We start from the raw sequence: 12,787 nt of genomic DNA, 5'->3' as shown, positions 1-12,787 counted from the left end.
CATGGCAGGGCTGCTTGCTCTATCCAGGGTCATTGACCGCGCCAACGAATTCATCGGCAAATCGGTATCCTGGCTGATCCTGCTGGCGATCCTGGTGAGCGCCGCCAACGCCGTCATCCGCAAGGTCTTCGACATTTCGTCGAACGCATGGCTGGAGCTGCAATGGTACCTGTTCGGCGCGGCGTTCATGCTGGCTGCCGCCTATACGCTGAAGCAGAACGAGCATATCCGCATCGACATCGTCTACGGCCTGTTTTCGCGCCGCGTGCAGCACTGGATCGATCTTCTCGGCCACATCCTGTTCCTGATGCCGTTCGTGACGCTGATGGTGTTCTATTTCGTGCCCTACGTACGGCTGTCGTTTCATAGCGGCGAGATGTCGACCAATGCCGGCGGCCTGATCGTGTGGCCGGCCAAGGCCATCCTGCTGGTCGGCTTTTTCCTGCTCGCGCTGCAGGGCATTTCCGAGATCATCAAGAAGATCGCCATCATGCGCGGCGTCATGGATGATCCCAACCCGTTCATTTCCGTGCACGAACAGGCCGAACTCGAAGCCAAGGCGCTCGCCGAAGAGGTGCGCTCGTGATGGAGTTCATCGCCCAGAACATGGCGCCGATCATGTTCGCCTCGCTGATCCTGTTCATGCTGATCGGCTATCCCGTCGCCTTTTCGCTTGCCGCCAACGGCCTGATGTTCTTCTTCATTGGCGTGCTTTTGACGCCCTATTCGGGCGGCGCGATCAATCTCGCCTGGCCCCTGCTCTATGCGCTGCCGGACAATTTCTACGGCAGCCGGGTGATGTCGAACGACACGCTGCTGGCCATCCCGTTCTTCACCTTCATGGGCATCGTGCTCGAGCGATCCGGCATGGCCGAGGACCTGCTCGACACGATCGGCCAGCTGTTCGGACCGATCCGCGGCGGCCTCGCCTATGCCGTGATCTTCGTCGGCGCGCTGCTCGCTGCAACGACCGGCGTGGTGGCGGCGTCCGTCATCGCCATGGGGCTGATCTCGCTGCCGATCATGCTGCGTTATGGTTATGACCGCCGGGTGGCGTCCGGTGTCATCGCGGCGTCGGGTACGCTCGCGCAGATCATTCCGCCGTCGCTGGTGCTGATCGTCCTCGCCGACCAGCTCGGCCGCTCGGTGGGCGACATGTATGCCGGCGCCCTGATCCCCGGCCTGGTGCTGACCGGCCTTTACACGCTCTACATCGTGATCATGTCGATCGTCCGGCCAAAGTCGATGCCGGCCCTGCCGCTCGAGGCGCGGACTCTCGGCCATGGCGTGGTGTCCCTGCTGATCGCGTTGGTGGTGGCCGTGGCGATCGCTTATGCCGCCTACCATTACCTGGTGCCCGCTCATGGCGACAATGCCGACATTCTCGGCGCGGCCGTCGGCGTCATCTTCATCTACGTCGTCGCGATTCTCGACCGCAGCCTGAACATCAACATGATGTCGCGGCTGGCGCAGCAGGTCGTGATCGTGCTGATCCCGCCGCTGGCGCTGATCTTCCTGGTGCTCGGCACCATCTTCCTCGGCATCGCCACCCCAACCGAGGGCGGTGCCATGGGCGCGGTCGGCGCGCTGGCGATGGCGGCGATGAAGGGCCGGCTGTCGATGGACGTGATCAAGCAGGCGCTGGCCTCGACGACGCGGCTGTCGTCCTTCGTGCTGTTCATCCTGATCGGCGCGCGGGTGTTCTCGCTGACCTTCTATGGGGTCAACGGCCAGATCTGGGTCGAGCATCTCTTGACCTCACTGCCGGGCGGCGAAGTCGGCTTCCTGATCGGCGTCAACATCCTCGTCTTCTTCCTCGCCTTCTTCCTCGATTTCTTCGAACTGGCCTTCATCATCGTGCCGCTGCTGGCGCCGGCCGCCGACAAGCTCGGCATCGACCTGATCTGGTTCGGCGTGCTTCTGGGCGTCAATATGCAGACCAGTTTCATGCACCCGCCGTTCGGCTTCGCGCTGTTCTACCTGCGCTCGGTCGCCGCCCGCGTGCCCTATCTCGACCGCCTGACCGGTAAGCAGATCGCGCCGGTAACGACGGGGCAGATCTATTGGGGCGCGGTGCCGTTCGTCTGCATCCAGGTCATCATGATCGGCCTGACCATCGCCTTCCCGCAAATGGTGATGCGCTACAAGGGCACGGCCGTCGATTCCGGCACGATCGACTACCAGGTGCCAGCAGCGCCCGGCCTGTCGCCGCTCGGCGCGCCGGAAGGTGGCGGCGCTCCTGCCAATGGCGGCGGCGCACCGGCCGCGCCCGGCACGCCCGACCTGTCGCAGCCGCCGAATTTCGGCGATGCACCGCCGGCCAAGCCGGCGACACCGACGCCGGACCTGTCGCAGCCGCCGAATTTCAACTGAGCTCGGAGGGGAAGACGCCATGAAAGCCGTGCGGCTGGAGAGCGTGGGCGGCATCGCGCTGCGCGAGGTCGCCAAGCCGGTTCCCGGTCCGGAAGAGCTTCTGGTGCGGATCGAGGCCTGCGGTGTCTGCGGCACCGACCGGCATCTTTTCCACGGCGAATTCCCTTGCAGGCCGCCTGTGACGCCCGGGCATGAGTTCGCCGGCATCATCGAGGCGGTCGGTAATGCGGTCTCCGGCTTTGCCGTCGGCGACCGGGTCACTGGCGATCCCAACATCGCCTGCGGACGGTGCCCGCATTGCCATGCCGGCCGGGTCAATCTGTGCCGCAATCTCAACGCCATCGGCATCCATCGCGACGGCGGCTTTGCCGACTATGTGGTGATGCCGCAAAAACAGGCTTTCATCCTGCCCGCCGATCTGCCGCCGACACATGGCGCGTTCTGCGAGCCGCTTGGCTGCTGCCTGCACGGTGCCGACCTTGCCGAGATCAAGCCTGGCAGTTCGGTTGTCGTGCTCGGCGGCGGCGTGATCGGCCTGCTAACGGTGCAGCTGGCTCGGCTCGCCGGGGCCACCACCATCATCCTGTCGACAAGGCAAGCCTCGCGCCGCGCGCTTGCGAGGGAACTCGGCGCGACGGCGACGGTCGATCCCACAGCCGCCGATGTGATCGATGCCATCGCCGGACGGGCGGGACTGATGCCCGGCGGCGCCGACGTGGTGTTCGAATGCGCCGGCGTGCGCGACACCGTCGAGCAGTCGATGCGGCTGGCAAGGGCCGGTGGCACCGTCGTCATCGTCGGCGTGACGCCGCAAGGCATGAAGGCGGAATTCGAGCCCTTCGACCTCCTGTTCCGGGAACTGAAGGTACTGGGCTCGTTCCTCAATCCCTATACGCATCGCCGCGCCGCCGAGCTCATCGCGTCGGGCGCGATCGAGATCGACCGGCTGATCTCCAGGCAGGTGTCGCTGGAAGAGGCGCCTGGTGTGATCGCCAATCCGCCCGCGCCGGGCGAGGTCAAGGTGCTGGTGGTGCCAGGCCTGGGCTGAAGTGCGGTCCTTCATCTTGCAACGTTGGCGATTGGCGAAACCGTCGATGACAGCTTCCCTCTCCCCGTCCCTATACGGGAGAGGATGCCGGCAGGCAGGTGAGGGGCGGCGCCAATGCTGAATTGATAAGATGCGCGGTTGGGCTTGCGCCGAGGGCGTTCAATCGCCGAAGCCGGCGCTGCCCCTCATCCCCCTGCCGGGACCTTCTCCCCGTATAGTGACGGGGAGAAGGGACAAGGCTCAACCCTACAGCTTGCCGTTGCGCTGCTGGACCATCATGAACGTATCGTAATTGTATTCGGCAACCTGCGCCCAGAGATAGTGCTCCTTGCGGAAGCCCTTGATCGATTCCCAGATCTTCTTGAAGGGCGCGTTCGAGGCTTCCATTTCGGCATAGACCTCGTTTGCCTTCTCGAAGCACGCGGTCATGATCTCCTGGCTGAACGGGCGCAGTTTGGCGCCGCCGGCCACCAGCCGCTTCACCGCCGGAGGGTTCACGTAGTCGTATTTCTGCAGCATGTTGGCATCGGCGGCCTGGGCGCATGTACGCAGCAGCGACTTGTAGGTCGGCGAAAGCTCTTCGTATTTCGCCTTGTTGAACATCAGGTGGACGGTCGGGCCGCCTTCCCACCAGCCGGGATAGTAGTAATAGGGCGCGACCTTGTAGAAGCCGAGCTTCTCGTCGTCATAGGGGCCGACCCACTCAGCGGCGTCGATGGTGCCCTTTTCCAGCGCCGGATAGATGTCGCCGCCGGCGATCTGCTGCGGCACGACGCCGAGCTTCTGCACCACTTTGCCGGCAAAGCCGCCGATACGCATCTTGAGGCCGGAGAGGTCGGCGACGGTTTTGATCTCCTTGCGGAACCAGCCACCCATCTGCACGCCGGTGTTGCCGCCCGGTAGGCCGAACAGACCTTGCGTGGCGAGGAACTCGTTGAACAGGTCTATGCCGCCGCCATGATAATGCCAGGCATTCATGCCGCGCGCATTGAGCGAAAAGGGCACGGCGGCACCCAGCGCCCATGTCGGATCCTTGCCCCAGTAATAATATGCCACCGTGTGGCAGGCCTCGACCGTGCCGGCCGTGGTGGCGTCGGCGGCCTGCAGGCCAGGGACGAGCTCGCCGGCGGCAAAGACCTGGATCTGGAAATTGCCGTCAGTGGCTTCAGACAGCATCTTGGAGAACACTTCGGCGCCGCCATAGATGGTGTCGAGCGACTTCGGGAAGGACGACGCCAGCCGCCATGTCACCTTGGGGTTGGACTGGGCTATGGCCGGTGCGGCGAGCGTGGCCGCCGCTGCGGCTGCACCGACGCCGGTCACGCCGGCCTTGCGGATGAATGAACGACGATCCATGCAGTTCCTCCCTTTTGGATCAACAGACCGACGCCGGAGACATCCTCCGTACCCGCATCGGCTGGCGAAACAATACACAGGCACGGGGTCGAGTCCAGCACGGCCGCCGGATTTGGCGACCGGGCCATGGGGACCTGCAACTATAGTCTAACAGGGGATTTCGTGGCCTATGCGACCCGCTGAAACTTGGCATGGAAAAATGCCCTGACATCGCCTATTTTGGGGGCAGGACATTCCTTGCCAGATGGAAAACAGACCCAAAATGCAGCAGCCGCTCGTCGCCGTATCGACCGACGTCCGTCAATTCGACAACTACACCTGGCATGCCGCGCCGCAACAATATCTGGAAGCGGCGATCGCGGGTGCCGGCGTTTTCCCCCTGCTCGTGCCCTCGTTCGGCGACCGGCTGGACTTCGACGAACTCCTGTCGTCGGTCGATGGTGTCATGCTCAGCGGTTCGAAATCCAACGTCGACCCTTCGCTCTATGGTGGCGATGCCAGCGAAGCCAACGGCCCCTATGACACCGCGCGCGACGGCACCACGCTGCCGCTGATCCGCAAGGCGATCGAGCGCGGCGTACCGCTGCTCGCCATCTGCCGCGGCATTCAGGAGCTGAACGTGGCACTTGGCGGTACGCTGGGCACCGAGATCCAGGAGCGCGAGGGATCGCTGGACCACCGTGCGGCAGTGAGCGACAAACAGGACGAGCGCTTCGCCATTCACCAGACCATTTCGATCAAGCCGGGCAGTTGCCTGGCCGGCGTGTTCGGTGCCGGCGACATCAAGGTCAATTCCTTGCATCGCCAGGCGATCGAGCGGCTGGGGTCGAAGCTCGAGATCGAGGCGGTCGCCACCGACGGCACGGTCGAGGCGGTTTCGGTCAAGGGCGCCCGCGCCTTCGCCGTCGGCGTCCAGTGGCATCCCGAATATTGGGTCAAGTCGGACAGCAATTCGGCCAAGATTTTTCGCGCCTTCGGCGATGCGGTGCGCCTGCATGCGGCCGCGAAAGCCGGCGCACGGGCCGCGGCGGAGTAGTCAGTCTCGCGGCTTCAAGTCACCATCCGCCGCGAGCGACAACAACGGCAGCGCCGGGGCATAGGATTCGTAGCCATCGCCGTCAGCCACGCCAAAGGTGACGATCGGATCGATGCCGTCGGCGCTGAAGGCGACCGTTCCGTCGTTTTGCTGGCGCCAGAATTTCGCCTGCTCGATGCCTGGCAGGAGCCGTCGGCAGTTCGGCGCCACGGTCAACTGCGACAGGCCATCCGAGACCGAGGCGCCGCGCGTGACCGCGCAGCCCCCCTCGTCACCGTTGGCGACCAGCCTGTAGATGTTTGACGGCGTGGCCTCCTCGGCGACGCTTTCACCGCTGCCGCCATGAAACAGCTGAATGCCGCCAAACAAGGCGGCGGCGGCGATCAATGCGGAAAGCGCCTTCATACTGATCTTCACCCATACATACAGACAGGATGAAGAATGATTTCAAAGGGTTAAGCAGACGTTAATAAATATGGCAGCCCGACCGCTCAAGGGCGAGCCTTCACATTGACCGTCTCCGGCACCGGCGTCAGCGCCCGGCGCTCGCTGAACCAGGACACCAGATTGTCGACGCAGAGATCGGCCATGGCGCGGCGTGTGTGCTCCGAAGCCGAGCCGACATGCGGCAGCAGAGAGGTGTTTGGCAAGTCGAGCAACGCCTTGGGGACATTCGGCTCGTCGGCGAAGACATCGAGCCCGGCGGCGGCGATGGTGCCGTCTGCAAGGGCCGCCGCGAGGGCCGCCTCGTCGACCGTGCTGCCGCGGCCGATGTTGACGAAGACGCCATTCGCGCCGAGTGCCGACAGGATTTCAGCATTGACCGCTTTCTGCGTCGAAGCTCCGCCGGGCGCCACCGAGATCAGCGTGTCGACCGCCTCGGCCAAGCCCTTCAACGTCGGGTGGTACTGGTAGGCAAGACCTTCGACACGACGCCGGTTGTGGTAAGCGACCGGCAGGCCGAAGGCCTCCAGCCGCCGGGCAATGGCCTGCCCGATGCGACCCATGCCGAAAATACCGACGCGGCGCGCGCGCAAGGTGAGCCGGCTCAGCGGATAGTTGCCCTTGCGCATCCAACTGCCGTCACGCAGCCAGGTCTCGGCGCGCGGCAGGTCGCGCACGGTGTTGATCAGCAGCCCGATCGCGGTGTCGGCGACCTCCTCGGTCAGCACGTCGGGCGTGTTGGTGACCATGATGTTCTTCGCCGCCGCATGGCCGACATCGACGGAATCGTAGCCGACGCCGAACGAAGCGATGAGTTCGAGATTGGGCAACGCATCCATCATCGCCGCGCTGATGCCGGCAAAGGAAGCGATGCCACGCACGGTGCGGCGCATCTCCTCGGTGACCAGCCCCGGATCGGTACGCTCGATGCCGACGCGCCTGAATGTCCGGTCGATGCGATCGGCGGCATGGCCGCTGAAATCCGCCGGCACCAGAATGGCGACGGCTTGCAGATCTTCGGCCCTGGTCATGCACGCTCCACCGGCTTGCCGGTCGACTGGCGCACATGCAGTTCCGGCTTGATCAATTCCTGCGAGGGCCGCACCGTCTGGCCGTTGAGCTTGTCGAGCAGCGCGCTGGCGGCGCGGCGGCCAACCTCGCGCTGGCCGTTCCAGACGGTGGTCAGCGCCGGCGTGGCGATCGCCGCCTCCTCGAGATCGTCATAGCCGGTGACGGAGATGTCGATGCCCGGCACGAGGCCGGCGCGCGCAATGCCGTTCATCAGGCCGATGGCGACGAGGTCGTTCCAGCAGCAGGCGGCGGTCGGCCTGTCCTTCAGCGCCAGGAATTGCCCCGCGGCCTCGAAACCCGCCTGCTTGGTGCGCGGGCCGGCGATTCGCCACGACGGCCTCACTTCGAGCCCCGCCGCCTCCATGGCGTTGACATAGCCCTGGTAGCGATCGCGGCCGGTCGAGGTCTGGTCGGTGCCGCCGATCATGGCGATGCGCTTGTGGCCGAGCGAGATCAGATGGTTGGTGGCGAGGCCTGTTCCATAAGAGTCGTCGCCGCGAAACACCGGCACGTCGGCGCCCTCGACGGTGCGTGCGATCAGCACCGCCGGCAGGCCGTTCTCCTCGGCCATGACGATGTCGGACGCGGGCGTGCCTATAGCGGGCGACATGATGACGCCGTCGGCGCCGAGTTGCAGCAGCGTATCGATGAAGGTGCGCTGCTTTTCGAGCTGATCATAGTGATTGGACAGGATGAAGGTCTGCCGGCTACGGTCGAGCTCGCTCTCGATCGATCGCAGGATCTCGGCGAAGAACGGGTTCATGATGTCGTGCACCACGACACCGACAATGCCCGAGCGCGAGGTGCGCAGGCTGGCGGCGCGCCGGTTGTAGATATAGCCGATGGCGCGCGCATGTTCCTTGATGCGATCTCGCGTCGAGCCGGCAACCAGCGGGCTGTCGCGCAGTGCCAGCGACACGGTGGCCGTGGACACGCCAAGCGCATCCGCGATCGTCGACAGCTTGATTTTCTGTGCCAGGCTTTCGCTCCCCGTCGTTTTTTAAACTGTTTAAGGGCGGCCTTATGCCATCGATCGGGGCCAAATCAAAGTTTTTTTGCCAGCGCCTCGGCCTCGACATCCGAGGCCGCGCGGCTGCGCAGCCGAAGTCGGTGTTCGCGATGGACGATGTAGAGGCCGCTGGCGACAATGATGCCGGCGCCGACCAGCGTCCAGCGGTCGGGGAACTGCTTGAAGACAAGCCAGCCGGAAAGGATCATCCACACCATCTGCGAATAGGGATAGGGGGCGAGCGCCGTGGTCGTTGCCCGCCGATAGGCCTGGACCAGCAGCCAGTGGCCGACGCCGCCGAACACGCCAAGCATGAGCAGGACGAACCAGTGCCAGCCATCGTGCGGCAGGGAGAAGGAAAACGGCAGCATCGGCAACAGCAGCACCGCCGGCGCCAGCGCCGAGAACAGGATCAGGCTTTCCGAGGTCTCGGTCGCCGACATGCGGCGCGTCATGATGACATAGAAGCAGTTCGACAGCATCGAGCCGAGCGCGAAGAGATGTCCGATGCCGAAAACACCGACACCTGGCCTCGTGATGATCAAAACCCCGGCGAAAGCGGCCAGGATCGCCAGCCACCTCCGCCAGCCGGCCCATTCGCCGAGCAGCGGGCCGGCAAGGGCGGTGATCACCATCGGCCCGAAGAAATAGATCGACGTCGTCTCGGCCAGTTGCAGGGACCGCAGCGCCAGGACGTTGAACATGGTCGAGCCGAACAGGAAGGCGCCGCGCATCACATGCGCCGGCAGGTTGACCGGGCGAAACCGCGCCGGCTCGCGCCAGCCCCGCAGCAGCGCCCCAACCAGCACGACATGCACGGCAAAGCGCACCCAGGCGACGATCAGGACGGAGACGCCGGCCAGGACGAGATATTTGCTTGAGGTGTCGAGGAAGGTGAAGAAGACATAGGTGGTCAGCATGCACAGGATCGCCACCGGCGGCGTCGCGCTTTCTGACTGTCTTTGGGAAGGATTCACGTGCAGGCCGGGGAAAAGCTGGGCTGGAGCCCACCTTTGCGGGAATTGTCGCTTGCCGGCAAGCCAATTGTCGCCCGCTGCCGCGCCTGGGGTCGCTGGTACAACAACAGCCGCCGCCAGGCTTAGTCCGCGGGCGCTATGTATGCATACGGGCGCCCTTGGTGATCTTGTCGACAACCTTCTTCTCGGCGCGCAGCGCGATGCCGACCACCTTGGCGTCTTCGGGCGCGAATTCGGCAAACACGGCGCGGTTGGCGGCGTCGAAGCCGGTGGAAAACATCTCCTCGACATAGAGCGAGATCGTCACGCCACGTTCCAGCGCACGCCGGTGGATCGCACCGATCGTCGCCTGGTCGGCCGAGAGCACGATGACCGGCTGGATCGACAGCGGGTTGTAGAGATTGCCGGCGCGGTCGCGATAGGGCTCGCCGATGATGTCGGGGAATTGCGCGACGATGCCGCTGGTCAGGAAGGCGGTGACGTTGAGTTTCTGCCAGACCGGCAGATCTTCCCTGAGTACGATTGCAAATTTCGTATCGAACATGAGAAAATGGACCATTCTAAGCGAGGCCCCGATTGCGGGGCTGAGAAGGAGACGATGTCGTTCGAACTAGACCGCCAGGCCTTCGAGGGTCTTGGACGTTTGTGCGCCGATGCCGCCGAAAACTGCATCATCTCGGCTCCCGATCCCGCCGGGATGGAGCGCATCGAGGCCCGGTTTCACGGCAGCGCCTTCGATCCGCATCGCCACGACACCTATGCGATCGGGGTGACGCTGCGCGGCGTGCAGACCTTCCGCTATCGCGGCGCGGCACGGCTGAGCCTGCCTGGCCAGGTCATCGTGCTGCATCCCGACGAACTGCACGATGGCGGCGCGGGCACCGAGGAAGGCCTGTGCTACAGGATGCTCTATCTCGAGCCGTCACTGATGCTCGACTGCCTCGGCGGCACGGCGCTGCCGTTCGTCAGGGACGGGGTGGTGACGGACGATGCCTTCTGCGCGACGCTGCTTTCGGCGCTCGGGCCGTTGGAGCAGGAACTCGACGAGCTGTTCGTCGACGACTTCCTGGCGCAGCTGATGCAAAGCCTGGCCCGGCACGCCGGCCAGCCGGCAAAGCCGATAGCCGGGACGGCGCGGCGGGCGGCGACGCTGGCGCGTGAGTATCTGACGGAAAACCTCGACCGGCCCGTGCGTTCGGGTGAGTTGGAAGCCATCACGGGTCTCGACCGCTATGCCCTGTCGAGACATTTCCGCACGGCCTTCTCGACCAGTCCGCATCGTTTCCTGGTGATGCGCCGGCTTCAGCGCGCGCGCAGGATGATCGCCGCCGGCGAGCCCTTGGCGCAGATCGCGATCGAAGCCGGCTTCAGCGACCAGAGCCACTTCAACAGGCAATTCAAGAAGGCGTTCGGCATGACACCGGGACGCTGGTCGTCCTTGATCCATGGAGCTGCCGCGGCAGCCTGATTGCCGAAGAGATCAGTCGTCCGACTCGGCGTCGTCGTCGATCAGCACCAGTTCCTCATTGGAGAGGTTGGCCTCGATGCGGGCGAGCAGCTTGAACAGCGCCTTCTGGTCCTTCTTGTCGAGGCCTTTCAACGCTTGCTTTTCGGTCTTCTTCACCGACTTCTCGATGGCGCGGATGGTTTCACGGCCGGTATCGGTGAGGAAGATATGCGCCTGGCGGGCATCGGATTCCGACGCGCGTTTTTCCAGAAAACCCTGCGCCTGCAGCCGGTTGATGGTCTTGGTGATGGTCGGCGGGCGCACGCCGAGACGCCCGGCGAGATTGCCCGGTGTCTGGCCGTCCTCACGGTCCAGCGCCAGCATGATCTGGTCCTGGCCGGCGTAGAAGCCATGTGCCAGGAGCCGTGCCGCCAGCGCGGTCCTTGCCAGCCTTGCCGCTGAATGCAGCCGGCTCATCGTTGCAGTCTTGTCCGCCTTGGCCATGGTCATCCCTCTTCGGCCGTACCGGTGCGCACAGCATAGACGCAGCCGGCCGGTTGGCAATCGACGATCGAAAGATTCCGGCATTCGAAACAGCTTTGCCGGCAAGCATTGCGGTGTCCGCCGTGGTGATGCCAGATGTTTATTTCAGTTAGATGACAAACGAGTTTGGCGGGGAACGGATTCGCTGCGGCTGCGATCCCACGACCGGCGGCCCCGGACAGGACGTCTCCTTGATCTTCCATCGCCGGGGGCGGCGACGGCTTTTCGCGGCCACGATGTCAGGGCGAATCCCAGCCGGTCTTTTGGCCGATGGTTTGCCCGTGCAAAAACCCGGCGCACATCCTATATGGAACCGACAATCCCTTTTCGCGGCCTGGATTTCAGGGCCCAGTCATTTCGAGGCAAGCCATGAGCGACGCACAGACGCAGATTCCCGTAACCGTTCTCACCGGCTATCTCGGCGCCGGCAAGACGACACTGCTCAACCGCATCCTTTCGGAGAACCACGGCAAGCGCTACGCCGTCATCGTCAACGAATTCGGCGAGATCGGCATCGACAACGAGCTAATCGTGGAATCCGATGAGGAAATCTACGAGATGAACAATGGCTGCGTCTGCTGCACGGTGCGTGGCGACCTGATCCGCGTCGTCGAAGGCCTGATGCGGCGGCCCGGCCGCTTCGACGCCATCGTCGTCGAAACCACCGGGCTCGCCGATCCAGTGCCGGTGGCGCAGACCTTCTTCATGGACGACGACGTGCGCTCCAAGACCAAGCTCGATGCCGTGGTGGCGCTGGTCGACGCCAAGCACCTGCCGCTGCGGCTCAAGGATTCCAAGGAAGCCGAGGACCAGATCGCCTTCGCTGACGTCGTCGTGCTCAACAAGACCGACCTCGTCACCCCCGAAGAACTCGCCAAGGTCGAGGCGACGATCCGCGCCATCAATCCGGCGGCCAGGATCCACCGCACGACACGCGCCGGCGTGGCGCTGTCGGAAGTGCTCGACCGCGGCGCCTTCGACCTGTCCAGGGCGCTGGAAAACGACCCGCATTTCCTCGAGGCGCATGACGACCATGATCACCATGACCACGATCATGATCATCACGACCATCATCATCACGACCACGATGGGCACGACCACCACCATCACGCGCATCCGTCCGATATCCATGACGTGACGGTGCAGTCGGTGTCGCTGCGCGGCGGCGAAATGGACCCGAAGAAATTCTTCCCGTGGATCGAGAAGATCACTCAGATGGAAGGCCCCAACATCCTGCGGCTGAAAGGCATCATCGCGCTCAAGGGCGATGACGAGCGCTATGTCATCCAGGGCGTGCACATGATCATCGAGGGCGACCACCAGCGCGCCTGGAAAGACGGCGAAAAGCATGAGAGCCGGCTGGTGTTCATCGGCCGCGAACTCGACGCCGAACGGCTGAAGAAGAGCTTTGACGCCTGCCAGGCATCGTAAAGTCGTATTGATGATCTTGAAGGGTTGATGTCGACTTCATGTACACATAGGA

At 64.0% G+C, this 12,787-nt stretch carries 13 protein-coding genes; 6 read left to right on the top strand and 7 right to left on the bottom strand.

What is annotated here, in order from left to right:
• The first annotated feature begins 1 nt into the window (after position 1).
• Genes EN850_RS11710 through EN850_RS11700 form a run of 3 tightly spaced genes read left to right on the top strand, consistent with a single transcriptional unit; the run spans position 2 to position 3,421 of the window.
• Entirely contained in the window at positions 2 to 586 is a 585-nt protein-coding gene (locus tag EN850_RS11710) for a TRAP transporter small permease subunit (protein ID WP_135883735.1), read from the top strand.
• A complete protein-coding gene (locus tag EN850_RS11705) occupies positions 586 to 2,373 on the top strand; it encodes a TRAP transporter large permease subunit (RefSeq protein WP_136091353.1) in 1,788 nt (595 codons plus the stop codon). Before EN850_RS11710 ends, EN850_RS11705 begins: the two co-directional genes overlap by 1 nt.
• Before the next feature lie 19 nt (positions 2,374 to 2,392).
• Positions 2,393 to 3,421, top strand: coding sequence for a zinc-dependent alcohol dehydrogenase family protein (locus tag EN850_RS11700; protein WP_136091289.1), 1,029 nt, complete (start codon positions 2,393 to 2,395; stop codon positions 3,419 to 3,421).
• Between the two features lie 246 nt (positions 3,422 to 3,667).
• Here EN850_RS11700 and EN850_RS11695 read toward each other — a convergent pair whose 3' ends face one another.
• Complete coding sequence (locus EN850_RS11695) at positions 3,668 to 4,777, bottom strand: TRAP transporter substrate-binding protein (protein ID WP_127278183.1); 1,110 nt, start codon at positions 4,775 to 4,777, stop codon at positions 3,668 to 3,670.
• 262 nt (positions 4,778 to 5,039) lie between these two features.
• On the opposite strand from EN850_RS11695, the gene EN850_RS11690 reads away from it, so the two are divergent.
• Complete coding sequence (locus EN850_RS11690; protein WP_136091288.1) at positions 5,040 to 5,813, top strand: gamma-glutamyl-gamma-aminobutyrate hydrolase family protein; 774 nt, start codon at positions 5,040 to 5,042, stop codon at positions 5,811 to 5,813.
• On the opposite strand, the gene EN850_RS11685 is transcribed toward EN850_RS11690, so the two are convergent.
• The 5 genes from EN850_RS11685 to EN850_RS11665 form a co-directional block, all read right to left on the bottom strand.
• Positions 5,814 to 6,218: a hypothetical protein gene (locus EN850_RS11685; protein WP_136091287.1), complete on the bottom strand. Its 405-nt coding sequence runs from the start codon at positions 6,216 to 6,218 to the stop codon at positions 5,814 to 5,816. It lies immediately after the preceding gene.
• A gap of 86 nt (positions 6,219 to 6,304) precedes the next feature.
• Complete coding sequence (locus EN850_RS11680; RefSeq protein WP_136091286.1) at positions 6,305 to 7,288, bottom strand: 2-hydroxyacid dehydrogenase; 984 nt, start codon at positions 7,286 to 7,288, stop codon at positions 6,305 to 6,307.
• Complete coding sequence (locus EN850_RS11675) at positions 7,285 to 8,307, bottom strand: LacI family DNA-binding transcriptional regulator (RefSeq protein WP_136091285.1); 1,023 nt, start codon at positions 8,305 to 8,307, stop codon at positions 7,285 to 7,287. Before EN850_RS11675 ends, EN850_RS11680 begins: the two co-directional genes overlap by 4 nt.
• 65 nt (positions 8,308 to 8,372) lie before the next feature.
• The gene (locus EN850_RS11670) at positions 8,373 to 9,257 is read right to left on the bottom strand and encodes a DMT family transporter (RefSeq protein ID WP_189591051.1); all 885 of its coding nucleotides are present in this window, start codon (positions 9,255 to 9,257) and stop codon (positions 8,373 to 8,375) included.
• Positions 9,258 to 9,450: 193 nt separating this feature from the next.
• Entirely contained in the window at positions 9,451 to 9,858 is a 408-nt protein-coding gene (locus EN850_RS11665; RefSeq protein ID WP_136091283.1) for a DUF2000 family protein, read from the bottom strand.
• Positions 9,859 to 9,912: 54 nt separating this feature from the next.
• Here EN850_RS11665 and EN850_RS11660 point away from each other — a divergent pair, with 54 nt between their 5' ends.
• Positions 9,913 to 10,782, top strand: coding sequence for an AraC family transcriptional regulator (locus EN850_RS11660; protein WP_136091282.1), 870 nt, complete (start codon positions 9,913 to 9,915; stop codon positions 10,780 to 10,782).
• Between the two features lie 12 nt (positions 10,783 to 10,794).
• Here the strand turns inward: EN850_RS11660 and EN850_RS11655 are convergent, their stop codons facing one another.
• Positions 10,795 to 11,265, bottom strand: coding sequence for a MarR family winged helix-turn-helix transcriptional regulator (locus EN850_RS11655; protein WP_127278016.1), 471 nt, complete (start codon positions 11,263 to 11,265; stop codon positions 10,795 to 10,797).
• Between the two features lie 408 nt (positions 11,266 to 11,673).
• Here EN850_RS11655 and EN850_RS11650 point away from each other — a divergent pair, with 408 nt between their 5' ends.
• Positions 11,674 to 12,735 (top strand): GTP-binding protein, encoded by a 1,062-nt coding sequence (locus tag EN850_RS11650; protein ID WP_135862446.1) that lies wholly within the window; start codon positions 11,674 to 11,676, stop codon positions 12,733 to 12,735.
• Positions 12,736 to 12,787: the final 52 nt, after the last annotated feature.

It is taken from the genome of Mesorhizobium sp. M8A.F.Ca.ET.207.01.1.1, from assembly GCF_004794715.1.
Classification (GTDB): domain Bacteria; phylum Pseudomonadota; class Alphaproteobacteria; order Rhizobiales; family Rhizobiaceae; genus Mesorhizobium.
The sequence above is the reverse complement of the archived record's forward strand: the minus strand, read 5'-3'. Positions and strand labels throughout refer to the sequence as shown.